This is a genomic window from Cryobacterium sp. TMB1-7, assembly GCF_004402435.1.
GTDB lineage: Bacteria > Actinomycetota > Actinomycetes > Actinomycetales > Microbacteriaceae > Cryobacterium > Cryobacterium zongtaii.
This window is the reverse complement of the sequence record NZ_SOFZ01000022.1, coordinates 1-23,104: the sequence shown is the minus strand read 5'-3', so window position 1 is coordinate 23,104 and position 23,104 is coordinate 1. Positions and strand designations below refer to the sequence as shown.

The 23,104-nt window shown below is 67.4% G+C and carries 18 protein-coding genes; 17 read left to right on the top strand and 1 reads right to left on the bottom strand.

Annotation, left to right across the window (positions count from 1 at the left end; translation table 11 throughout):
* Window positions 1–31: 31 nt before the first annotated feature.
* The 17 genes from E3O60_RS08980 to dnaE all read left to right on the top strand — a co-directional run bounded on the left by E3O60_RS08980 (window position 32) and on the right by dnaE (window position 21,263).
* The gene (locus E3O60_RS08980) at window positions 32–1,810 is read left to right on the top strand and encodes a penicillin-binding protein 2 (RefSeq protein ID WP_240632446.1); all 1,779 of its coding nucleotides are present in this window, start codon (window positions 32–34) and stop codon (window positions 1,808–1,810) included.
* A gap of 13 nt (window positions 1,811–1,823) precedes the next feature.
* Window positions 1,824–3,398, top strand: a complete 1,575-nt coding sequence (locus E3O60_RS08975) for a Mur ligase family protein (RefSeq protein WP_088457977.1) — start codon at window positions 1,824–1,826, stop codon at window positions 3,396–3,398.
* Window positions 3,398–4,837 (top strand): UDP-N-acetylmuramoyl-tripeptide--D-alanyl-D-alanine ligase, encoded by a 1,440-nt coding sequence (gene murF / locus E3O60_RS08970; RefSeq protein ID WP_134497991.1) that lies wholly within the window; start codon window positions 3,398–3,400, stop codon window positions 4,835–4,837. Before E3O60_RS08975 ends, murF begins: the two co-directional genes overlap by 1 nt.
* Window positions 4,834–5,931, top strand: a complete 1,098-nt coding sequence (mraY, locus tag E3O60_RS08965; RefSeq protein WP_088456057.1) for a phospho-N-acetylmuramoyl-pentapeptide-transferase — start codon at window positions 4,834–4,836, stop codon at window positions 5,929–5,931. The genes murF and mraY overlap by 4 nt, the downstream gene beginning before the upstream one ends.
* Window positions 5,928–7,475: a UDP-N-acetylmuramoyl-L-alanine--D-glutamate ligase gene (gene murD / locus E3O60_RS08960; protein WP_134480809.1), complete on the top strand. Its 1,548-nt coding sequence runs from the start codon at window positions 5,928–5,930 to the stop codon at window positions 7,473–7,475. Before mraY ends, murD begins: the two co-directional genes overlap by 4 nt.
* Entirely contained in the window at window positions 7,444–8,745 is a 1,302-nt protein-coding gene (ftsW, locus tag E3O60_RS08955) for a putative lipid II flippase FtsW (RefSeq protein WP_103460619.1), read from the top strand. The genes murD and ftsW overlap by 32 nt, the downstream gene beginning before the upstream one ends.
* Window positions 8,742–9,833, top strand: a complete 1,092-nt coding sequence (locus E3O60_RS08950) for a glycosyltransferase (protein ID WP_088456060.1) — start codon at window positions 8,742–8,744, stop codon at window positions 9,831–9,833. The genes ftsW and E3O60_RS08950 overlap by 4 nt, the downstream gene beginning before the upstream one ends.
* A 57-nt stretch (window positions 9,834–9,890) precedes the next feature.
* Entirely contained in the window at window positions 9,891–11,303 is a 1,413-nt protein-coding gene (gene murC, locus E3O60_RS08945) for a UDP-N-acetylmuramate--L-alanine ligase (protein ID WP_134480806.1), read from the top strand.
* A 22-nt stretch (window positions 11,304–11,325) separates the two neighbouring features.
* The gene (locus tag E3O60_RS08940; RefSeq protein ID WP_134497838.1) at window positions 11,326–12,447 is read left to right on the top strand and encodes an FtsQ-type POTRA domain-containing protein; all 1,122 of its coding nucleotides are present in this window, start codon (window positions 11,326–11,328) and stop codon (window positions 12,445–12,447) included.
* Window positions 12,448–12,585: 138 nt separating this feature from the next.
* Window positions 12,586–13,773, top strand: coding sequence for a cell division protein FtsZ (ftsZ, locus tag E3O60_RS08935; protein ID WP_088456063.1), 1,188 nt, complete (start codon window positions 12,586–12,588; stop codon window positions 13,771–13,773).
* A complete protein-coding gene (locus E3O60_RS08930; protein ID WP_134480804.1) occupies window positions 13,773–14,495 on the top strand; it encodes a YggS family pyridoxal phosphate-dependent enzyme in 723 nt (240 codons plus the stop codon). Before ftsZ ends, E3O60_RS08930 begins: the two co-directional genes overlap by 1 nt.
* Before the next feature lie 19 nt (window positions 14,496–14,514).
* On the top strand, window positions 14,515–15,009 hold the full coding sequence (locus E3O60_RS08925; protein WP_088456065.1) for a cell division protein SepF: 495 nt from the start codon (window positions 14,515–14,517) through the stop codon (window positions 15,007–15,009).
* Between the two features lie 6 nt (window positions 15,010–15,015).
* Complete coding sequence (locus tag E3O60_RS08920; RefSeq protein ID WP_088456066.1) at window positions 15,016–15,312, top strand: YggT family protein; 297 nt, start codon at window positions 15,016–15,018, stop codon at window positions 15,310–15,312.
* 136 nt (window positions 15,313–15,448) lie between these two features.
* Window positions 15,449–16,129, top strand: coding sequence for a DivIVA domain-containing protein (locus tag E3O60_RS08915; RefSeq protein ID WP_088456067.1), 681 nt, complete (start codon window positions 15,449–15,451; stop codon window positions 16,127–16,129).
* The gene (lspA, locus tag E3O60_RS08910; RefSeq protein WP_088456068.1) at window positions 16,119–16,712 is read left to right on the top strand and encodes a signal peptidase II; all 594 of its coding nucleotides are present in this window, start codon (window positions 16,119–16,121) and stop codon (window positions 16,710–16,712) included. The genes E3O60_RS08915 and lspA overlap by 11 nt, the downstream gene beginning before the upstream one ends.
* An 8-nt stretch (window positions 16,713–16,720) precedes the next feature.
* A complete protein-coding gene (locus E3O60_RS08905) occupies window positions 16,721–17,641 on the top strand; it encodes an RluA family pseudouridine synthase (RefSeq protein WP_134497836.1) in 921 nt (306 codons plus the stop codon).
* 154 nt (window positions 17,642–17,795) lie between these two features.
* The gene (gene dnaE, locus E3O60_RS08900; RefSeq protein WP_134480862.1) at window positions 17,796–21,263 is read left to right on the top strand and encodes a DNA polymerase III subunit alpha; all 3,468 of its coding nucleotides are present in this window, start codon (window positions 17,796–17,798) and stop codon (window positions 21,261–21,263) included.
* A gap of 40 nt (window positions 21,264–21,303) precedes the next feature.
* Here the strand turns inward: dnaE and E3O60_RS08895 are convergent, their stop codons facing one another.
* Window positions 21,304–22,932, bottom strand: coding sequence for an HNH endonuclease signature motif containing protein (locus tag E3O60_RS08895; protein ID WP_134497834.1), 1,629 nt, complete (start codon window positions 22,930–22,932; stop codon window positions 21,304–21,306).
* Window positions 22,933–23,104 lie beyond the last annotated feature (172 nt).

The following is a 23,104-nucleotide window of genomic DNA, read 5'->3' as shown; positions in this document are numbered from 1 at the left end:
ACACGGCAGTCCGATACGGGAGGACCACCACGTGGCGAGAACACACATGTCCAGCAAGCGCAGGATCGCGGCGACCATCGTTGTACTCGTCGCCATCATCGGCGTGTTCGTCGTTCGCCTCGTCGATATCCAGGTGGTGCGCGCTGACACCCTCAGCGCCGACTCCCTCGGCAACCGGTCGGTCGAGAGAACCGTCTACGGCTCGCGCGGTGAGATCCTCGACGCCAACGGCGTGGTGCTGGCCGGGACCGTGATGCGGTACGACGTGGCACTGTCGCCCAAGAACGCCTCGCCGTTCACCCGCACCGTCGACGGGGTCGAAACCACGGTGCCACTGGCACAGTCCGTGGCGGACATCGGCGCCATCGTGGGTATGCCCACCGAGAAGGTCCAGGCCCTCATCACCGAGGCCCTCGCCGACAACCCTAAATCGGACTACGCGCTCGTCGCCAGGCAGGTCGGCGTCGATGCGTTCCGGGCTCTGTCCGCCCTCGATATCCCGTGGCTCACCTTCCAGCAGAACCCGGGCCGGGTCTACCCCAACGGCGCCGTCGCCGGCAACCTCGTCGGCTTCGTCTCGTCGGCGGGCGAGGCTCAGGCAGGCCTGGAAGTGGGCCAGGATTCCTGCCTCGCCAGCAACAACGGCTCGGAGACCTACGAGCGCGGCGCCGACGGCGTGCGGCTGCCGGAAAGCACCGTGACCACCGAGCCCGCCTCCGACGGCAGCGACGTCATCACCACCATCGACTCCGACCTGCAATTTTTTGTGCAGAAGGTGCTCGCCGAGCAGGCCCAGAAGACCGGAGCAGCGTGGGGCAACGTCATCGTGCAGGAGGTCAAGACCGGCAAGCTCGTCGCCGTGGCCGACTACCCGAGTGTCGACCCCAACGATGTCAGCGCCACGACCAACCCAGAGGATCGCGGCTCCCGCGCCTTCACGGCCTCTTACGAGCCCGGCTCCACCTTCAAAGCCCTCACCGCGGCATCCGTGATCGACGCCGGCGTGGCGACGCCCGAATCCCAGGTCGTCGCCCCCTACCGTTACCTGCCGGAAAACGGCGCCAACATCAATGACAGCTCATCACACCCCGACCTCAACCTCACCCTCACCGGGGTACTGATCGAGTCGTCCAACACCGGCACATCGCAGTTCGGCGAGCGTCTGACCAATCAGCAGCGCTACGACTACATGACCAAGTTCGGGGTCGGCACCGAAACCGAGACCGGCTTCCCCGGCGAAGACCCCGGCATTCTGCACCCGGCCGACGAGTGGGACAACCAGACCCAATACGCCACAATGTTCGGCCAGGGCCTGACCACGACGGCCCTGCAGGTGTCGAGCATCTACCAGACCATCGCCAACGGCGGCGTCCGGATGCCCGTGCAGCTGGTCTCCGGCTGCCGCGCCGCAGACGGCACCCTCACCGACGTTCCCGCGGCGGAGGGCACCCAGGTCGTGTCAGCCGAGGCGGCCCGCGACACTGCGGACATCCTCGAAATGGTGTACCAGAAGGCCTGGCTGGCCGACACCTGGGAAATCCCGGGCTACCGGGCCGCCGCCAAGACCGGTACCGCACAGATGCCAGACGGCAACGGCGGGTACTCCAAGGGCTACCTGGTATCGGTCTCAGGCTTCGCTCCGGCCGACGATCCGCAGTACGTCGTTTCGGTGAGTCTGGCCGACCCTGTTAACATGAATTCGTCAGCAGCCCCCGCTCCGGTCTTTCAAGAGGTCATGAGTCAGGTGCTGAAAAAGTACCGGGCAGTTCCCTCGGGCGCCGCCGCGCCTGATCTCCCCGGTACCTGGTAAGAAAGTGAGCCTCGTGACCGATTTGGCACCCTCGGCTCTCCGTCCTCAGCATCCGGTCCCGCGATCGTTGTCCGGACTGGTCGATGAATTTGAGCTTGACGTCCGCGGCGACACCGCGGGCGTAGAACTGACCGGCGTGAGCCTCAGCTCGCGCACGGTGCAGCCCGGCGACCTGTTCGTCGGCGTGCCCGGACGGATGATCCACGGGGCATCCCACATAGGGGCGGCCCGCGAAGCCGGGGCCGTTGCCGTACTGACCGACGAGGCCGGTGCACTGCTGGCCGCCGATTGCGGCCTCCCGATCCTCGTGACGGCGGATGTCCGCGCCGCGCTGGGCACCGTGGCGGCCTGGATCCACCGCACAGTCGATAACCCTGCGGACCTGTTCGCCGTCACCGGCACCAACGGCAAGACCAGCGTCGTCTATCTGCTGTTCGCCATCCTCAGTCAGCTCGGTGTCGTCGCCGGGCTCACCTCCACAGCGGAACGCCGGATCGGCGACATCGCCGTGACCAGCTCCCTGACCACTCCGGAGGCCAGCGAACTGCACGCACTGCTGGCCCGGATGCGCGAAGCCGAGGTCCGGGCCGTCGGCATCGAGGTCTCCGCCCAGGCGATCAGCCGCCACCGGGTCGACGGCCTGGTCTTCGATGTCGCCGGGTTCACAAACCTCTCCCACGATCACCTCGACGACTACGCGTCCATGGAGGAATACTTCGAGTCGAAGTTGGAGCTCTTCCAGCCCGACCGCTCCCGCCGCGGAGTGGTCACGGTGGACTCCGAGTGGGGCCGCCGCATCGCGTCGGAGAGCCGGATCCCGGTCACTACCCTCGGCAACAACCCCGTGGTCGGGTCGGCCGACGCCGACCGCAGCCCGGCCGATGCTGACTGGCGCATGAACGTCGTGCGGACCGGTGCCCGCTTCACCGAATTCACCCTCGACGGCCCCGATGGCCGTCGGCTGCAGACCCGAGTGCCGCTGCTCGGCTGGTACATGGCCGCCAACGCGGCCCTGGCCATCGTGATGCTGGTGGAGAGCGGCTTCGACCTTGCCGCCATCGAGCATGCCCTCACCCGCGACGGCGGCATCAACGCCTACATCCCTGGGCGTGCCGAACTGATCTCCGGCGACCGGGGCCCGCTGGTCTACATCGACTACGGCCACAGCCCGGATGCCTTCCTCAACACCCTCGGGGCGATCCGCGACTCCACCGCCGGGCGCATCATCATGGTCTTCGGCGCCGACGGCGACCGGGACAAGACCAAGCGCGCCGCTATGGGCGCGATTGCCGCCCGCGGTGCGGATGCCGTCGTCATCACCGACTTCCATCCGCGATTCGAAGACCCGGCCACCATCAGGGCGACCCTGCTCGCCGCGGCACGGGAAGCCGTGCCAGAGGGGGAACTCTACGAGGTCCCCGACCCCGCCACAGCCTTCCGCCGCGCGCTATCGTTGGCCGCGGAGGGCGATGTCGTGCTCTACGCAGGGCCCGGCCACGAGAACTACCAGGAGGTAGCCGGAGTGAAGCTCCCGTATTCAGCCAGGGATGACGCCCGACTCGCACTGCAGGAAGCCGGGTGGCTGTAATGATCGCCCTGACCCTGGCGGAAATTGCCGCAGCCATGAACGGCACTCTGCACCTTTACGCCGGGCACCTCGTCGACCCGTCTGCCGCTGACGCCCTGACCAGCGAATCAGTCGTCAGCGGGGCCGTGCACACCGACTCCCGCGAGGTCTCCGCCGGCGACATCTTCGTCGCCAAGCCGGGGGAGGAGACCGACGGCCATCTCTTCGCGCCGGCCGCCGTCGCAAGCGGCGCCGCCGTGATCATCGTCGAGCGGGTGCTCGACCTGCCCGTCGCCCAGGTGCTGGTTCCCGACGCGGTCGTCGCCCTGGGTGACCTTGCCACCACGGTGATCGCCAGAGTCCGCGCCGCCGGCCGACTGAAGATCATCGGCATCACCGGATCCAACGGCAAGACCACCACCAAGAACCTCCTGCGCGCCATCCTGGAAAGCGTCGGCCCCACCGTCGCCGCGCGCGCCTCCTTCAACAACGAGGTCGGCGCCCCGCTGACCATGCTCGAAGTCACCGGCGACACCCAGTTCCTCGTCGCAGAGATGGGAGCCAGTGCCGAGGGTGAAATCCGGCGCCTGGTCCGGATGGCCCGGCCGGACATCGGCATCGTGCTCAAGGTCGGCCTGGCCCACGCCGGCGGTTTCGGCGGCATCGAAGCCACGGTGCGCACCAAATCCGAGATGGTCACCGACCTCGGCGCCGACGACATCGCAATCCTGAACAGGGACGACGACAGGGTGGCCGGCATGGCCGCCGTCACCGCCGCCCGCGTGGTGTGGTTCGGTGAGAGCGACGGCGCCACCGTACGTGCCTCCGCCGTCCACGGCAGCCGAACCGGAACGAGCTTCACCCTGCACCTGCCCGGCGGCGAGAGCCGACCGGTGTCCTTCAGGGTCCTCGGCGAACACCACGTGATGAACGCCCTGGCCGCCGCCGCGGCCGCCGACGCCCTCGGGGTTCCCATCGACGACATCGTGACCGCGCTCGAATCCGTCACCGTCGCCGAACGCTGGCGCATGGAGGTCATGGGTGGACAGGACGACATCACCGTCATCAACGACGCCTACAACGCCAGCCCCGACTCGATGACCGCGGCCCTCAAGACCCTCGCCCAGATCCGGAAATCCGACGGCCGCAGCATCGCGGTGCTCGGCGAGATGAGCGAGCTGGGGGAGCTCTCCGGCGAGGAACACGACAGGATCGGACTCCTGGCGGTACGCCTCAACATCTCCCAACTGATCGTGGTCGGCCGTGCCGCCCGCCGCATGCACATCAGCACCATCAACGAGGGTTCCTGGGACGGGGAATCGGCCTACGTCGAGACCGCCGACGAGGCCTTCGACCTGCTGCGCGACACCGTGAAACCCGGCGACACCGTGCTCGTCAAATCATCAAATTCAGCCGGACTCCGCTTCCTCGGAGACCGACTGGGAAAGTTGTACTCGTGATAGCCCTTCTCCTGGCCGGAGCGATGTCCCTCGTCTTCACCCTGCTGCTCACCCCGCTGTTCATCAGGCTGTTCCACAAACTCGGCTGGGGCCAGTTCATCCGCGATGACGGACCCAAGAGCCACCACGCCAAGCGCGGCACGGCCACCATGGGCGGCATCATCATCATCGTCGGCGTCCTGGTCAGCTACTTCCTCGCGATGTGGTTGCAACAACGGCCGCTGACGGCGTCACCCCTCCTCGTGCTGTTCATGATGGTGGGCCTGGGCCTGGTCGGTTTCCTCGACGACTACCTCAAAACCCGCAACCAACGCAGCCTGGGCCTGGGCGGCTGGCAGAAGATCGCCGGCCAGGTCGTGGTCGCCGGCGCATTCGGCTGGATGGCGTTGCAGTTCCCCGACAAATACGGTCAGACCCCGGCCTCCACGCACATCTCGTTCATCCGGGACCTGCCGCTGGACTTCATGAAGCTGGGCACCTTCATCGGCATCGCCGCGTTCATCATCTGGATCTGCCTGATCGTCGCCGCCACCTCCAACGGCGTCAACGTCACGGACGGTCTCGACGGCCTCGCCACCGGCTCCCTGGTCTTCGCGATCGGTTCGTACATCATCATCGGCTTCTGGCAGTCCAACCAGTCCTGCAACACCGGCGGATCCGACATCGCCGACATGTACAAGTGTTACGCCGGCCCGGACTCCTTCGACCTGGCCATCGTGGCCGCCGCCATCGTCGGAGGGCTCATCGGCTTCCTCTGGTGGAACACCTCGCCGGCGAAGATCTTCCTCGGTGACACCGGTTCGCTCGGCCTGGGCGGTGCGCTGGCCGCGCTGGCGATCCTCAGCCGCACCGAACTGCTGCTGGTGCTCATCGGCGGTCTCTTCGTGATCGAGGCCGGCTCGGTCATCGTGCAGCGCGCGTACTTCAAGGTCACCCGCGGCAAACGGATCTTCCTGATGAGCCCGATCCATCACCACTTCGAACTCAAGGGCTGGGCAGAGGTCACCGTCGTGGTGCGTTTCTGGATCATCGGCGGGCTGCTCGTGGCCGCCGGCGTCGGAACGTTCTACCTCGAGTGGCTGGCCCGCGTATGAGTGCCCACTCCTTCGACGACCCGGCCACCGAACCCGATCGCCTCAACGCCCTGACCAGCTGGCACTCCGACTGGTCCGGCCTGCGGGTAGCCGTCCTCGGCCTCGGGATGACCGGATTCGCCGCGGCGGACACCCTGGCCGAACTCGGCGCGCAGGTTCTCGTCGTCGCCGGCCGCGCCCCCGACGAGCGTGCGCGCCTGCTCGAGGTCCTCGGCGTCCCCCTGGTCACCGCCGACCTTGACGCCGCGCCCCCGGCCCTGGTTCAGCACAATCCCGAGCTGGTCATCGTGTCGCCGGGATTCCACCCTGACCACCCGCTGCTTCTGTGGGCCGCCGAACAGGGCATCCCGGTCTGGGGCGACATCGAACTGGCCTGGCGGCTGCGCGACAAGGTCGGTCCCGCCGCGCCCTGGATCCTCGTCACCGGTACCAACGGCAAAACCACGACAGTGCAGATGACCGCGACGATGCTCGCTGCCGGCGGCCACAGGGTCGCCCCCTGCGGCAACATCGGCGTGCCCGTGCTCGACGCCATCCGCGACCCCCAGGGCTGGGACGTGCTCGTCGTCGAGCTGTCCAGCTACCAGCTGCACCACCTGCCGTTGACCGGCCCCGGCGCCCTGGTCCCGGTCTCCAGCGTCTGCCTCAACATCGCCGACGACCACATCGATTGGCACGGCTCCGCGAGCGCGTACCGCGATGCGAAGGCCAAGGTCTACTCGAACACCACCGTCGCCTGCGTGTACAACAAGGCCGACCTCGCCACGATGCGGATGGTCGAAGACGCCGACGTCAGCGACGGCGCCAGGGCCATCGGCTTCGGCCTGGGCGTGCCGGGACCCAGCGACCTGGGAATCGTCGACGGGATCCTCTGCGACCGGGCGTTCCTCGAGGACCGCTTCGACAGCGCCATCGAGCTCACCACCATCACCGACCTCGCCGCCGCCGGGCTGGCCGCGCCGCACGTGGTGGCCAACATCCTGGCCGCCGCCGCCCTCGCCAGGTCCTTCGACGTGTCGCCGGAGGCCATCCGGGCGGCCCTGGCCACCTTCAGTCTCGACGCGCACCGCATCGAGGTCGTGGCGATTCGCGACGGCATCAGCTGGGTCGACGACTCCAAGGCGACCAATCCCCACGCGGCGGATGCCTCGCTGGCGGCGTTCGACTCCGTCGTCTGGCTGGTCGGCGGCCTGCTGAAGGGCGTCGACATCGGTGACCTGGTGGCCAAGCACGCCGGCCGGCTGCGCGGCGCCGTCGTGATCGGCGTCGAGCGCGAGGAAGTGCTGGCGGCATTTAGACGACACGCCCCCGCCCTGCGCGTCTTCGAGATCGACTCGGATGACACTGGGGAGGTCATGCCGTCCGCGGTCGTTCTGGCCGCATCCCTCGCCACGGCCGGGGACGTGGTCCTGCTGGCCCCGGCGGCCGCATCCATGGACCAATTCGCCAGCTACGCGGAACGCGGGTCGAAGTTCGCCCAGGCCGTACACGATTATTTGGGAGGTGGGTCGCATGAAGACTCGTCCTCGTACCCGGGTGCCTGAGGCCGCCGAGAACCACAGTTCCCAGGACCGCGGCAGTAGCCTGACGCGGATCAACCTCGGCCGGGTGTTCCGGGCCGAATCCACCAACTACCTGCTCCTGCTGGGCACCACGCTCTTCCTGGTCGTCTTCGGCCTGGTCATGGTGCTGTCCTCCTCGTCGGTGGACTCCTACCTGGAAGACGCCGGATTCTTCGGTGGGCTGTTTCGGCAGGGAATCTTCGCGGTGCTCGGAATCCCGCTGATGCTCGTGATCAGCCGGCTACCCGTGACGTTCTGGAAACGTGTCGCCTGGCCGGCCCTCGGTATCTCCTGTTTCTTCCAGTGCCTGGTGATCTTCACCCCGCTCGGCGTCACCGTGGCGGGAAACACCAACTGGCTCTCCATCGCGGGTGTGCAGTTCCAGCCCTCCGAAGCCATCAAGGTGGCCCTGGTGATCTGGCTCGGCGTGATCCTCGCGCAGAAGAAAGACAAGCTCGACGACTGGCGACACGTGTACATCCCCGTGTTCGGCGTCGGCGGCGGCGCGGTCATGCTCGTGATGATCGGTGGTGACCTCGGTACCGTGATCATCATGGCCGGCATCCTGTTCGGCGCGCTGTTCTTCGCCGGGCTGCGACTGCGGATGCTCGCCCTGCCCCTGATCGTCGGTGCTGTCGCCGGCATCCTGCTCGCCATCAGCAGCGAGAACCGGATGACCCGCATCCTCAGCTTCGCCGCGGAGGGCTGCGACGAGCTGAAGGGCACCATCTCCGCCGCGTGCTGGCAGCCCCTGCACGGCACCTGGGCCCTGGCCAACGGGGGAGTGTTCGGCGTGGGGTTGGGCAACTCCAAGGCCAAGTGGTCTTGGCTGCCCGCCGCCGACAACGACTACATCTTCGCCATCATCGGCGAAGAACTCGGCTTGATCGGTTGCATCGTCGTCCTGCTGATGTTCGTCCTGCTGGCGTTCGCATTCATCCGCATCATGCGTGGTACGGCCAACATGCAGATCAAGGTCACCACCGCGGCCGTCATGGTCTGGATCATCGGCCAGGCCCTCGTGAACATCGGTGTCGTGCTGGGAGTCCTCCCGGTCCTCGGTGTGCCCCTGCCGCTGATCTCCGCCGGTGGCACGGCGCTGCTGACCACCCTCGCGGCGATCGGGGTGGTGCTGTCCTTCGCCAGAAGCGACCACAACCTGAGCGAGGACGCCAAGACCCGCGACCCTGCGGCCGCGCCCGCACGCCCGGCGCCCGTCGGTGCCGCACCGAAACGAGGAACCACCCGATGACCACATATCTGCTGGCCGGGGGCGGTACCGCCGGCCACGTCAACCCGCTGCTCGCGGTCGCCGACGCGCTCCGCCTGCGCGAGCCCGACGCGACGGTCCTCGTCCTCGGCACGGCCGAGGGCCTCGAGGCCCGGTTGGTACCCGAACGCGGCTACGAACTGCTGATAGTCCCGCGGCTGCCCTTCCCCCGGCGGCCCAACCGCGCGGCGCTCGGCTTCCCGCCGAGATTCAATCGCGCCATCAACGACGTGATCACCATCCTGCGCGACCGCCGCGTCGATGTCGTCGTCGGCTTCGGCGGTTATGTCGCCACGCCGGCCTACCTGGCCGCGCGCCGGGCCGGCGTACCGATCGCCATCCACGAAGCCAACGCCAAGCCCGGGCTGGCCAACCGGGTCGGCGCCCTACTGACCCGTTCGGTCGGGGTCGCCTTCGCCGGTACCCGGCTGCGCCACGCCAGGGTCGTCGGCATGCCGCTGCGCCGGGAAATCGAGACTCTCGATCGGGCCGGCTCCCGCGCGGCCGGGTTGGCCTTCTTCGGCCTCGACGCCGACCGGCCGATCCTGCTGGTCACCGGCGGCTCGCTCGGCGCCCGCCGCATCAACCGCACCGTCGTGGATTCCGCGGCTGTCCTCACCGACGCCGGCTGGCAGGTACTCCACATCACCGGTAACTCCGCCGAGGTCGACGATCCGAACCTGCCGGGTTACCGGATGATCGCGTACTGCGACCGGATGGATCTGGCGCTCTCCGTCGCCGACTTCGCCGTCTCCCGCGCCGGAGCTGCCACGGTCTGCGAATTGAGCGCCCTCGGGATCCCCGCCGTGTTCGTGCCGTACCCGGTCGGCAACGGCGAACAGCGGTTCAACGCCGCCGACGTCGTGGCCGCCGGCGGCGGAATCCTCGTCGATGACGCCGCCTTCCTGCCGGGCTGGGTCCGGTCTGAATTGCTGCCGGTCCTCGCCGAGCCCGAGCGCATCCACGGCATGAGCGTCGCCGCCCACTCCGCGGGCGTGCTCGACGGCACCGCGCGCACGATCGACCTCATCGACGAGGCGGCGGGTGCGACCGCACCGCACTCCGCGTAACGTTGAACCCGCAGAACCTGCACCACCCCGCGCACCGCCAGCCAGAAAGACCTTCACGTGATCAAGCCTGACCTGACCCTGATAGTTCCCGAAGACCTCGGCATTGTGCACTTCGTGGGCATCGGCGGCTCGGGAATGAGCGGCATCGCCCGACTGTTCCTGGCCGCGGGCCACACCGTGACCGGCTCAGACTCACGCGACTCCGATAATGTGCACGCGCTCCGCGAGCTGGGCGCAACCATCACCATCGGTCACGACGCCGCCAACGTCGGCGACGCGGACAGCCTCGTCGTCACCGGCGCACTCTGGCAGGACAACCCCGAGTACGTCCTCGCCACCGAACGCGGTCTCCCGGTGCTGCACAGGTCCCAGGCGCTGGCCTGGCTGATCCGCTCGCACCGGCTTGTCTCGGTCGCCGGCGCGCACGGCAAGACCACCTCGACGGGCATGATCGTCACCGGCCTGCTCGGCATCGGCCAGGACCCCAGTTTCGTCAACGGCGGGGTGATCGAATCCCTCGGCGTCAGCGCCGGCAGCGGCGCCGACGACCTCTTTGTCGTGGAGGCCGACGAGTCCGACGGCTCGTTCCTGCTCTACAACACCGGCGTCGCGCTGATCACCAACGTCGACCCCGACCACCTCGACCACTACGGCTCGCTCGAGGCCTTCGAAGCGGCCTTCGTCGAATTCGCCCAGAACGCCGACGAATTCGTCGTGGTCTCCTCGGACGACCCCGGCGCCGTGCACGTCACCGCCCGGCTCACCGACAAGCGCATCATCACCTTCGGCGAGGCCGAGGGCGCCACGGCGCGGGTGCACTCCATCGGCACCAGCGGACCGGTGAGTTTCACCGTGACCTGGGACGGCGTCGACTACTCCGCCACCCTGCGCATCCCCGGCCGGCACAACGCCATCAACGCGGCGGGCGCCTTCGCCGTACTCGTGGGGCTCGGCTTCGAGCCGGCCGCCTCCCTGGCGGCGATCTCGGCGTTCGGCGGCACCGAGCGCCGGTTCGAGCTGCACGGCACCGTGCGCGGTGTGAGCGTCTACGACGACTATGCCCACCACCCCACCGAGGTCGCCGCGGCGCTGTCCGCCGCACGCACGGTGGTCGGAGCCGGCCGGATCATCGCCGTGCACCAGCCGCACCTGTACAGCCGCACCCGGCTGTTCGCCCAGGAATTCGCCGACACCCTGGAGAAATACGCCGACGAGACCATCGTGCTGGCGGTCTACGGCGCACGGGAAGACCCCGAACCCGGCGTGACCGGTGCGCTGGTCTCCGAACGCTTCCAGGACCCGGCCCACGTCGCCTATATCCCCGAGTGGCAGGATGCTGCCGACTACCTCGGCACCATCGCCAGAGACGGCGACTTCGTCGTGACACTCGGCTGTGGTGACGTGTACCGCATCGTTCCGCAGCTGCTCGAATCTCTCGCGGACGAGTCGGCGGCGGGTACGCGCGGATGAGTCACCGTCCAGGCGCTCGCGCATGAAGCGTCCCGCAGGCCCTGCGGCGCGACCAGCGGCACCGAAGCCCGCTGCAGCGAAACCAGCTGCGGCGACACCGCCGCGTGCCCCTGAGCCGCGCCAGCAGCCTGCCCGCGGGCCTAAACGGCCGGCCGCCGGCCCCGGCGCCGCGCCCACCCGTGCCGAGCCTGAGGCGCTGACCGAGCCCATCGTCCTGCCGGCCAGCGCTGCGTCCGACACCCCAGCGACGGATACCCCACCGACACGGCGGCGCCCCGGCGGCTTCAGTCTGCCTCAACGAGGCGTCAAGGCCGCCGCCGCACCGGACGCTCCGGAGACGTCGACTCCACAATCGTTGGGACAGGAGCCCCCGCTGACCGCGCGAGCGGCCCGGGCCCGGCTGCGAGCGGCGCGGCGAGCCCGGAAGCAGTACGAGCGCAACGAGGTGCGTCGCTTCACCTCCCGCTCCCGCCACCGCCGCAATCTCTGGCTCGCCGCCGGCGGCACCGTGGTCGCCCTGGTGGCCTTCGTCCTGGTCGGCGTGTTCTCCCCGCTGATGGCGTTGCGCACCATCGAGATCACCGGAACCAACCGCATCCCGGCCGCCGACGTGGCGCAGGCGCTCGAGGGGCAGCTGGGTACCCCGCTGCCGCTCCTCGACCTCGCCGAGGTGAAGGGGCAACTGAGCGAATTCAGCCTCATCCGCAGCTACGTCACGGAGAGCCGGCCGCCGGATACCCTCGTGGTGCGCATCGTCGAACGGGAGCCCGTCGGCGCTATCACGTCCGCCGCCGGCTTCGACCTCGTCGACGCGGCCGGTGTGGTCATCCAGAGTGGACCGGACCGGCCGCAGGGCTACCCCCTCATCGACGCCGCTGGCGGTGCCAGCGGCGCCGGTTTCCAGGCCGCGGTCGCCGTGGTCGGAGCACTGCCAGAGGGCATCCGCGGCCAGTTGGACAGCGTGACAGCCGCCACCAAGGACGACGTGACGCTCACCCTGGGTGGGGGAGCGCGGGTCCTTTGGGGCAACGCTGAGCGCAGCGAGTACAAGGCGCTCGTTCTGGCGGCCCTCCTTGTGAGCCACCCCGTCGGCAGCGTGACCGAATACGACGTGTCATCGCCGGACAGCGCCGTCGTTCGCTGAAACCGACCGGGTATTCGCGACACGCGGGCGCGCCTCCCCAAGCCATCAGCGGTGGCACCTAACTTCGAATTTAGAATTGCATACTCAGAATAACTTTAAGCCTCGAGTAGAGGTTTAGGGTTCCACCGGAGGCCGGACGTGTCAACTAATCAGAACTACCTAGCAGTCATCAAGGTTGTTGGAATTGGCGGCGGCGGCGTGAACGCCGTCAACCGCATGATCGAGCTCGGCCTCCGAGGGGTCGAATTCATCGCCATCAATACGGATGCCCAGGCACTCCTGATGAGCGATGCAGACGTCAAGCTCGACGTCGGCCGCGACCTCACCAGGGGTCTCGGCGCCGGAGCGGACCCCGAGGTCGGCCGTCGCGCCGCCGAGGACCACGCCGAGGAAATCGAAGAAGCGCTGGCCGGAGCCGACATGGTCTTCGTCACCGCCGGCGAAGGCGGCGGTACCGGTACCGGTGGCGCCCCCGTCGTCGCCCGGATCGCCAAGTCCATCGGCGCTCTGACCATCGGTGTCGTCACCAAGCCGTTCGGCTTCGAGGGCAAGCGTCGTCAGGCTCAGGCCGAGACCGGTGTCGCCTCGCTCAAGAACGAGGTCGACACCCTCATCGTCGTGCCGAACGACCGCCTGCTGGAAATCAGCGACCGCGGCATCAGCATGCTCGAGGCCTTCGCCACCGCTGACCAGGTGCTCCTCGCCGGCGTGCAGGGAATCACCGACCTGATCACCACACCCGGCCTGATCAACCTCGACTTCGCCGACGTCAAGTCGGTCATGCAGGGAGCCGGCTCCGCCCTCATGGGCATCGGTTCCTCGCGCGGAGCGGACCGGGCCATCAAGGCGGCGGAACTCGCCGTTGCCTCTCCTCTGCTCGAGGCGTCGATCGATGGCGCCCACGGCGTGCTGCTCTCCATCCAGGGTGGCTCGAACCTCGGCATCTTCGAGATCAACGACGCCGCCCGCCTGGTGCAGGAGGCCGTGCACCCCGAAGCCAACATCATCTTCGGTGCCGTCATCGACGACACCCTCGGTGACGAGGTGCGCGTCACCGTCATCGCCGCGGGTTTCGACGGCGGTGAGCCCGGTGCCAAGGTTGCCGAGGTCCGTCGTTCCGACCTGGTCGCTGCCGGTGTGGCAGCGGGAGTCTCCGGTGGCGCCGCCGGTGCCATCGCCGGTGCCTCTGCCGCAACAGACAACGCCCCGGTCGCCGAGCCCAGCGGCTCGGTCTGGTCCAGCGACCCCGCTGCGAGCACTCCGGTCGCCGACCCGGCCTTCGAGGACGATTCAGACGACCTGGACATCCCCGATTTCCTGAAGTAATGAGCGAACCGGACCTCGCCCAAAGGCTGGCGAACGTGCGCGGCGGCATAGCCGACGCCGCACGGCTCGCCGGTCGCTCGGTGGACGACATCACCACGGTCGTGGTGACCAAGTTCCAACCGGTGTCCCTGATCCGGGAGCTCCTCGAGCTCGGGGTGCGGGACCTCGGCGAGAGCAGGCACCAGGAGGCCCAGGCCAAGGCGGCCGAACTGGCCGGAGCCGGCATCCGCTGGCACTTTGTCGGTCAGGTGCAGGGCAAGAAGGCCCGCCAGGTGCGGGCCTACTCGTCGGTGATCCACTCGGTGGACCGGGAGTCCCTCGTGACCGGCCTTGCCACCCCGGTGGCGGAGCACACGGGCGCCCTCGAGGCCGGTGCCGAGGTGGACTGCTTCGTGCAGGTCAACCTCACCGAGGACCCGGCCAGGGGCGGGGTGTCGATTCCGGACCTCGCACCGTTGGTGGAGCGGGTTCTGTCGGCCCCGGGCCTGAGGCTGCTCGGGCTCATGGCCGTCGCGCCGCTCGGCGCGGAACCGAAGCGCTCCTTCGCCCTGGTCAGCGAGCTGGGCGCCCAGATGCGCGGCATCGCTCCCGACGCCAGGTACCTGTCGATGGGAATGTCCCAGGACTACGCGGCCGCCATCGCCGAAGGCGCGACACACCTGCGAATTGGCACCGCAATCACCGGGAATCGCCCGGCAGCGGTTAATCTGAAAACGTCGTAATACCAACACGGAGGTCGAGATGTCCAACCCGCTCAAGAAAACCATGGTCTACCTGGGTCTGGCAGACGAAGAGCTGGAATATGAGGCGCCGGCAGCGGCTCCCGTCTCCACTCTCCCCACCCAGTCAGCCCATGTCGCGTCGTCCCACGCTGCTCCGGCGAACGCCGGCCGCGCACCGGTCACGCCGTTGCACAAGACCTCCACCCCCAAGAATGTTGTCGTGTCCGAAATGAACGAGATCCTTACCGTCCACCCGCGCCAGTACCGCGACGCGCAGGTGATCGCCGAGTCCTTCCGTGATGGAATTCCGGTCATCATCAACCTCTCCCAGATGAGCGATGCCGATGCGCGCCGTCTCATCGACTTCGCCAGCGGCCTGTCTCAGGGCCTCTACGGCAAGATCGAGCGCGTAACGGCCAAGGTCTTCCTGCTGTCGCCGTCGCACGTCGTCATCTCCGGCGACAACGCCGTCGAGGAGGGGGACGCCGATTCCTCCTTCTTCGCCCAGTCATAACCCGACGTGTCCGTAGTCAACCTGGTCCTGGGGATCGCCTACTACTTCCTGCTGCTGTACTTCTTCGTCATGTGGGGCCGATTCATCGTCGACCTCGTCCGGGGAATCAACAGGTCGTGGCGGCCGCACGGGTTCGTCCTGGTTCTCATTGAGCTGGTCTACACACTCACCGACCCGCCGATCAATTTCTTCCGTCGGATCTTCCCGCCGCTCCGCGTCGGCCCGATCGCGTTCGACTTTGGCTGGAGCCTGACCATGCTGTGCTGCATCATCGGCATGTGGATTACGGCGATTCGGTTCTGACACGCAGCCTCACCAGGGCCTCGGCATGTATTCTTGATCGATGACGGCCAACCGGCCCGGTACAACACCGAGTGCCAGTTGGTCGTAAGCACGTGTTCGCACAACTGTTCGCAATTAAGTTTTGAGGTGGAAAGCCATGGCGCTAACTCCGGAAGATGTAGTCAACAAGAGGTTTCAGTCGACCAAGTTCCGCGAGGGATATGACCAGGACGAGGTTGACGACTTCCTCGACGAGGTCGTTGTCGAGCTGCGACGCCTGACCCAGGAGAACGAGGACCTCAAGGCCCGTCTCTCCGGCGGCGAGGTCGCACCTGCTGCTCCGGTCAGTGCCGCCGCGGCCAAGACCGCTGAGCCCGTCAACACTCCTGAGCCCGTCGCAGAGCCCGTCGCTGCCGTCGTGCCCGAGCCCGTCGCTGCAGCACCCGTCGCCCCGGCGCCGGTTGCCGAGCCGATCGACGAGACCGCCGGCACGACGAACCTGTTGCAGCTGGCCCGCCGCCTGCACGAGGAGCACGTCAAGGAAGGCGCCGAGAAGCGTGACGCCCTGATCGCTGAGGGCCACGCCACGGCTGCCCGCGTGATCGCGGAGTCCGAAGCCAAGCAGCGCGCCCAGATCAACGTCCTCGACAAGGAGCGTGCCGTCCTCGAGAACAAGATCGAGGAACTGCGCACCTTCGAGCGCGAGTACCGCCAGAAGCTGAAGAGCTACATCGAGGGTCAGCTGCGCGACCTCGACTCCACGTCGCCCGTCGGCGCGGGTGCGGGCAAGGACTCGGGCAACTCGCCGAAGGCGAGCTTCCAGGGCTTTGGCGCGTAACAACCCGTCGAAGGTCAGCTACCGCGCACTTATCGTCCTGGCCCTCGTGGCTGTGGGCGGGTATGCGTTTGATCAGATCAGCAAGGCCCTCGTCGTCAGCTCGATGACCGAGGGTCAGACCGCCCGGGTTCTGGGTGATGTGCTTCAACTGCACTTCATCCGGAACCCCGGCGCGGCCTTCTCCTTCGCCACCGGCCTCACCTGGGTGTTCTCACTCATTGCGGCCGGTGTCGTCGTGTTTGTCGTGTGGTTCGCCCCACGCATCCGCTCGAGCCTGTGGGCGATCGTCTTCGGTCTCCTGCTCGGCGGTGTGCTCGGCAACCTGACCGACCGACTGTTCCGGGAGCCGTCTTTCGGCCTCGGGCACGTCGTAGATTTCATTTACACCCCGTGGATGATGCCGGCCATCTACAACATCGCGGACTGCTGCATCGTGGTGAGCATGGCGCTCTTCATGCTGCTCACCCTGCGTGGCATCGGCCTCGACGGCCGTCGCACCCCGACATCCGACCCGGATGCCGCCGAACCGGCCGTCAGCACCGTGCCCGCCGGCAGCGCCGCGCCCCTCACCCCCTCCAACTGAACGGCATCATGGAAAACCGAGCCCTTCCCCTGCCCGATGGTTTGGACGGTGTACGCGTTGACGCGGGCATCGCCAAGCTGTTCGGCTTCTCCCGCAGCTTCGCGGCCGAAATCGCCGAGTCCGACGGGGTCACCCAGGACGGCGTCGTGGTCGGCAAGTCGGACAAGCTGCGTGCTGGGGCCTGGCTCGACGTGAGCTGGGCGCCCAAGCAGGACCTCGTCATCGTGCCCATCGCGGTACCCGATCTCACGATCGTGCACGACGACGACGACATCGTCGTCGTCAACAAGCCATCCGGCGTCGCGGCGCACCCCAGCGTGGGCTGGACCGGCCCGACGGTGCTCGGCGCCCTCGCCGCCGCCGGCTACCGCATCGCCACCTCAGGTGCGTCCGAACGGGCCGGCATCGTGCACCGTCTCGACGTCGGGACCAGCGGCCTCATGGTCGTTGCGAAGTCCGAGCACGCGTACACGCACCTCAAACGGGCCTTCCACGACCGGGAGGTCGACAAGATCTACCACGCCGTCGTGCAGGGCCACCCAGACCCGTCCAGCGGCACCATCGACGCGCCGATCGGGCGCCACCCGCGCTCCGACTGGAAGTTCGCTGTGATCGCCGGAGGCAAGGACTCCGTCACTCACTACGAGACCCTGGAAGCCTTCCCCTCCGCGTCCCTGCTCGAGGTGCATCTGGAGACCGGTCGAACCCACCAGATCCGGGTGCACATGGCCGCCCAGCGGCATCCGTGTGTCGGCGACGCCATGTACGGGGCCGACGCGAAGATCTCGGCCAGGCTCGGCCTCACCCGGCAGTGGCTGGTCGCCAAGCAGCTCTCCTTCGATCACCCGACCAGCGGCGAATGGGTCACCTTCAACGCCGAGTACCCGGACGACCTGGCCAAAGCTCTGCGCTTACTGCGCGGCGATTAGGCTGCGTTGATCAGGACAGGGGCGTCCTCCGGCGCTTAGGCTGGAAGACCAGCACCCCCCACTTCGTCATCAGATAAACCCCAGAGCAGCTGGAGCAGTCGTGTCGCCGCAGAATGATTCGTTCGTCCACCTTCACGTGCACAGCGAGTACTCCATGCTCGACGGCGCCGCGCGGGTCAAACCGTTGATCGCTGCGGCCGCTGAACAGAAGATGCCGGCCATCGCCGTCACCGACCACGGCAACGTTTTCGGCGCGTTCGATTTCTGGAAGACCGCCACGGATGCCGGGATCAAGCCGATCATCGGCACCGAGGCTTACATCACGCCGGGCACCGACCGTCGCGACAAGACCCGGGTGCGCTGGGGCACCAACGCCCAAAACCGCGACGACGTCGGCGGTAGCGGTGCGTACACCCACATGACCCTGCTCTCGGAGAACACCGAGGGAATGCACAACCTGTTCAGGCTCTCGTCCCTCGCGTCGCTGGAGGGCTACTACTTCAAGCCGCGAATGGACCGCGAACTGCTCAGCACCTATTCCAAGGGTCTGATCGGTACGACCGGATGCGTGGGTGGCGAGGTGCAGACCCGCCTCCGGCTCGGCCAGTACGACGAGGCCAGGCAGGCCGCGGGGGAGCTGCGGGACATCTTCGGGAAGGACAACTTCTTCTGCGAGATCATGGACCACGGCATCGACATCGAGCGCCGCACCATGACGGACCTGCTCAAGTTGGCCAAGGAACTCGATCTGCCGCTGGTGGCCACCAACGACCTGCACTACACCCACGCGCACGACGCGACAGCGCACGCGGCGCTGCTCTGCGTGCAGTCGGCATCCACCCTGGACGACCCCAACCGGTTCAAATTCGACTCGAACGAGTTCTACCTCAAGACCGCCGCCGAGATGCGGCACCTGTTCCGGGACAACCCGGAGGCGTGCGACAACACTCTGCTCATCGCCGAGCGGTGCGAGGTCAAGTTCAACACCTCGGCCAACTACATGCCCCGGTTCCCCACCCCTGAGGGCGAGAACGAGGAAAGCTGGTTCATCAAGGAGACCGAACTCGGCCTCATCCGCCGCTACCCGAACGGGATCACCGCGGCCGTGCGCAAGCAGGCCGACTACGAGGTCGGCGTCATCACCCAGATGGGCTTCCCCGGCTACTTCCTGGTCGTCGCCGACTTCATCAACTGGTCCAAGGAGAACGGCATCCGGGTCGGCCCCGGTCGTGGCTCCGGCGCCGGCTCGATGGTCGCGTACGCCATGGGCATCACCGACCTCGACCCGCTGGTGCACGGCCTGATCTTCGAGCGCTTCCTCAACCCCGACCGTGTCTCCATGCCCGACTTCGACGTCGACTTCGACGACCGTCGCCGCGGCGAGGTCATCCACTACGTCACCGAGAAGTACGGCTCCGAGCGCGTCGCCCAGATCGTCACCTACGGCACCATCAAGGCCAAGCAGGCGCTGAAGGACTCCAGCCGGGTGCTCGGCTTCCCGTTCGGCATGGGCGACAAGCTCACCAAGGCCATGCCGCAGCCCATCATGGGCAAGGACATGCCGCTCACCGGCATGTTCGACAAGGACCACCCCCGCTACCGCGAGGCCGGCGACTTCCGCGCCGTCATCGAGACGGATGCCGAGGCGCGCACGGTCTTCGACACCGCGCTCGGTATCGAGAACCTCAAGCGCCAGTGGGGTGTGCACGCCGCCGGCGTGATCATGTCCTCCGACCCGCTCATCGACATCATCCCGATCATGCGCCGTGAGGCCGACGGCCAGATCGTCACGCAGTTCGACTACCCGGCCTGCGAGAGCCTGGGCTTGATCAAGATGGACTTCCTGGGGCTGCGCAACCTCACCATCATCGACGACACCCTCGACAACATCGAAGCGAACCGTGGCCACCGCCCGGTGCTCGAAGACCTCGACCTCGACGACGTGCTCGCCTACGAACTGCTCGCCCGCGGCGACACCCTCGGGGTGTTCCAGCTGGACGGCGGCCCGATGCGCGCGCTCCTGCGCAGCATGAAGCCCGACAACTTCGAAGACATCTCCGCCGTCATCGCGCTCTACCGGCCCGGCCCCATGGGCGCGAACTCGCACACCAACTACGCGCTGCGGAAGACCGGTCAGCAGGAGATCATCCCGATCCACAAAGAGCTCGAGGAGCCCCTCAAAGACATCATCGGCGGCACCTACGGCCTCATCGTCTATCAGGAGCAGGTGATGTCGATCGCGCAGAAGCTGGCCGGCTTCACCCTGGGTCAGGCCGACCTGCTGCGACGCGCGATGGGCAAGAAGAAGAAGTCCGAGCTGGACAAGCAGTTCGAGGGCTTCTCCGGCGGAATGATAGCCAACGGCTACTCAATGGAAGCCATTACCACCGTCTGGAACATCCTTCTACCGTTCTCTGACTACGCCTTCAACAAAGCCCACTCCGCGGCCTACGGAGTGCTGTCCTACTGGACCGCATACCTCAAGGCGCACTATCCGGCTGAGTACATGGCCGCCCTGCTGACCAGCGTCGGCGATGCCCGCGACAAGCTCGCGCTGTACCTCAACGAGTGCCGCCGGATGGGCATCCAGGTGCTGCCGCCGGATGTCAACGAGTCGATCGGCTTCTTCGCCGCCGTCGGCACCGACATCCGCTTCGGCCTGGGCGCCGTGCGTAACGTCGGTTTCAACGTGGTGGAAGCCATCCGGGCCGCCCGCACCGAGAAGGGCGACTTCGAGTCGTTCCACGATTTCCTCCGCAAGGTCCCGCTGCAGGTCACCAACAAGCGCACCGTCGAGTCCCTGATCAAGTCCGGCGCCTTCGACTCCCTCGGTGCCACCCGCCGCGCCATGTTCGAGATTCACGAGGGCGCCGTCGACTCCGCCGTCAAGATCAAACGTGACGAGTCGCACGGCATGGTCGGCTTCGACTTCGACAGCCTCTTCGACGACCCTCAGGAGACCGATCAGGTGCCGGACCGGCCGGAGTGGAGCAAGAAGGAGAAGCTCGCACTGGAGCGCGACATGCTCGGCCTCTACGTCTCCGACCACCCTCTGGCCGGCCTCGAGATTCCGCTGGCCAAGCACGCCAGCACCACGATCACCGATCTGATCAGTTCCGAGCACACCCAGGATGCCGATACCGTCACCGTGGCCGGCCTCATCACCAATGTGCAGCATCGCATCGCCAAGAAGTCGGGCAACCAGTACGGCATCATCTCGGTCGAGGACTTCGGCGGCGAGATCGACGTCATGTTCATGGGCAAGGCGTACCAAGAGTTCTCCCTTGACCTCGTCAGCGACTCCGTCGTGGTGGTGCGCGGCCGGGTGAGCATGCGCGATGACGGAATGAACCTGCACGCGTACAGCATCTTCGCGCCCGAGCTCGGTCAGGCGTCCGATCACGGCACCCTGTCGATCACTCTGTTCGAGGCGCGAGCCACCACCGATACCGTCACCCAGCTCGGCGAGGTGCTCAAGAGACACGGCGGTACCTCAGAGGTGCGCCTGAAGTTGATCAAGGGTGACACCGCCCGCGTCTTCGAGCTGCCGAGCCGGGTCACCGTGACCGCCGACCTCTTCGGCGAACTCAAGAGCCTCCTGGGCCCGTACTGCCTGACTTGACCCTCTGCCCGCTCCAGATGGATTCGGGCGGAGGCCCCGGTCAGAACGGTGGGTTCTCGGGTGCCGGTGGGGTCGGCTTCCGACTCGGCCGCTGCCGGGGCATCAGGTAACTGTCATCGGCGGGCCGCTTCCGGGTCTTGGGCCCCACGACCGGTGGCCGTGGCCGGGGTGGTCCGACCGGGTTGGCGGGGTCGGTGCGGTAGCTGCGTTTGCCGGGTGAGGTCCAGTGCAGGATCCCGCCGGTTTCCTGCGTGACTCGCCACTGGCTGAGGTGTTTGAGTCGGTGGTGGGGTTCGCAGAGGTGGGCGAGGTTGTCGCAGTCGGTGTTGCCGCCGCCGGCCCAGGGGTCGGTGTGGTCGACGTCGCTGGTCACCGCGGGTCGGGAACAGCCCGGGAACCGGCAGGTTTCATCGCGCACCCGCAGGTACTTTTTCATGGCCTTGGTGTTCTTGTGCTGGGTTTTGCCGAGCGAGAGCACCACCCCGGTCTCCGGGTGGGTGAGCAGCCGGGTGAAGCTCGGTGCGTGCCCGGCGATCTCCCGCGCGGCCTCGGGGGAGATGGGCCCGTACCCTTCGAGGGTGCCGGGTTCCTCGTCCAAGCCCAGCAGGGTGAGCACGGGCACGGTGACCATGACGGTGCCGCGGATGCCGGCGCCCATCCCGTCGGGCGTGATTCCGTCCAGCAGCAGGGCGGCGGTGATGTCGGCGCGGAGTTGGTCGAGGGTGCGAGTCGGGAGCTCTTCCGTGGCGTCTGGGCGGAGGCCGACTGCGGTGCCGCTTCCGCTGCCAGCGGTGTCGGACGCGGTGTTCCCATTCGGTGCGGGGTCGCCGAGGTGCTTGAGCTTCACGGCCATGCCGTTGATGCGGTCGTAGGCGGCCTTGGTGTCGTGGGCGGTGCCGTACCAATGCAACCAGCCCATCCCGTCCGGGGCGGCCTCCCAGCGGCTGTGCCGTTCGGCCAGGGCGTTCGTGCTGCGGGTCACGATCGACTCCGGGTGCAGCCGCTCCCGTAGCCGGCGGGCCTTGTCGATGAACCGGCCCACCGGCAGGCGCTTGGCCTCCGGCAGCACCTTCTCTTCGAATGCCGCCTGGTCCTCCATCGGCAGGGTGCGCATCTGGTCGACGAGCGCGGTGGCGTGTCGATAGCTGATCTCTCCGGCGGAGAGGGCCTCGAAGGTCGCCGGGGCGGCCAGGAGCCAGAGGGACTGATCCATCAGGTGCTCCACGGTGCGCTCGGACAGGCGCAGCAGGCAGGCGGTCTCACTGACAATCGTGCGGCGGGCCACGTCCCGGTCGTCCCACCGGCTGTAGGCGGCCGCGCGGGCTTGGTCCTCGGTCAGGGTGGCCGCGTTCACGTCGGCCAGCCGGATGCTCTCCGGGTTGCCGTGCAGGCGCGAGGAAACGAGCGGGTCCTCACTCCAGCCCTGCAGGGCGACGAAGAACTCGGCCTGCCGGGCCTGCGCCTGCGCAATGGCGCGGGCCTCGGCCGCGATCAGCTCGGTGCGGCGGGCCAGCTCCGAGCAGACCAACTCGTCCAGGGCCGGGTTGGGGACGTACGGCCCGAAAGCGGTCGGGTCGACAGGGGAGGGGGTGGAGCCAGGTGGAGCGGACTCCGGAGAGCGGTGGTCAGCATCCGGAGCGGGCGGTACTGCCTGGTCGGGGTTACTCATGATGAGATCGTCTCACCTACCACTGACACTGTAAAAGGTTCCGCGAGCTGTGAGAAAAGCCCCAGAAATCGCGGGCAAAGTCAAGCGGTCTAAGCAACGCCGGTGGTTTGTGCTGCTGTGAGCAGCTGGGCTAGCCGGTTGGCTGGGGTTTCGAGGCCGAGGGTGGGTCGGG